Annotated in this window: 1 protein-coding gene; it reads left to right on the forward strand. The window is 55.8% G+C overall.

Going from position 1 to position 1208, the window contains the following annotated elements; all coding sequences use genetic code 11:
* Window positions 1-1208 (forward strand): tandem-95 repeat protein (locus tag ACIP66_RS28800; protein ID WP_400652703.1); only part of this gene is annotated, 1208 nt, incomplete at both ends.

The following is a 1208-nucleotide window of genomic DNA, read 5'->3' on the forward strand; positions in this document are numbered from 1 at the left end:
GGTTCGGTTACGCTCAATGTCGACGGCACGCTGACTTTCACGCCAACGACCAACTTTAATGGCGCTACCAACTTCAACTACACCGTAAGTTCGGGCGGCGTTACGGAAACCGCAACTGTGACAGTCAATGTCACACCTGTTAACGATCTACCCGTGCCCTCGGAGCCGATTCCACCGATGCCGGGGCAATCCTTCGATCCGGCTACCGGCAACTACTCAGCGACGACACCGGAAGATGTGGCTTTCAGCGGACAAGTAGCGGCGACCGATGCGGATGGCAATGCGCTGACTTACACCGTAAACACACAGCCAATCCACGGCGTGGTAACGCTCAACGCTACCACCGGCGCGTACACTTACACGCCAACCGCCGACTACAACGGTGCCGACAGTTTTGTCGTCGAGATCAGCGACGGCAACGGCGGGATCGTGCAATCCACCGTGACATTCGCCGTCACTGCGGTGGTAGACATTGCCTCCGATACGGTAACCACCAACGAAGACACACCGATCATTATTGCAATCAACAGCAACGACACCTTTGAAAACGGCGACCATGTGGTTTCTGCAATCAATGGTACCTCAGTATCCGTCGGGATACCGTTGGCGGTGTCCAATGGTTCGGTAACTCTCAATGCTGACGGCACGCTGAGCTTTACCCCTGCGACCAACTTCAACGGCGCAACCATTTTCAATTACACCGTAAACTCCGGCGGCGTAATTGAAACTGCGACGGTCAGGATTAACGTTACGCCCGTAAACGATGTTCCGGTGCCTTCGGAGCCGATTCCGCCAACCCCTGGTCAATCTTTCGACCCTGCTACCGGCAACTACTCAGCCACCACACCAGAGGATGTGGCTTTCAGCGGACAAGTAGCGGCGACCGATGCGGACGGCAATGCGCTGACCTACACCGTGAATACACAACCGAGTCACGGCGCGGTAATACTCAATGCTGCCACCGGCGCATATACCTACACACCAATAGCTGACTACAACGGCACCGACAGTTTTGTTGTCGAGATCAGCGACGGCAACGGGGGGACGGTGCAATCCACCGTGACATTCGCCGTCACCGCGGTGGTCGATATAGCCTCCGATGCGGTCGTCACCAACGAGGACACACCGGTAATAATTGCAGTCAACAGCAATGACACCTTTGAGAACGGTGGTCATGCGATCACGGCGATCAATGCCACAGCCATTAC

Source organism: Pseudomonas sp. NPDC088429 (genome assembly GCF_044753305.1).
In the GTDB taxonomy this organism is placed as follows: Bacteria; Pseudomonadota; Gammaproteobacteria; order Pseudomonadales; family Pseudomonadaceae; genus Aquipseudomonas; species Aquipseudomonas rustica.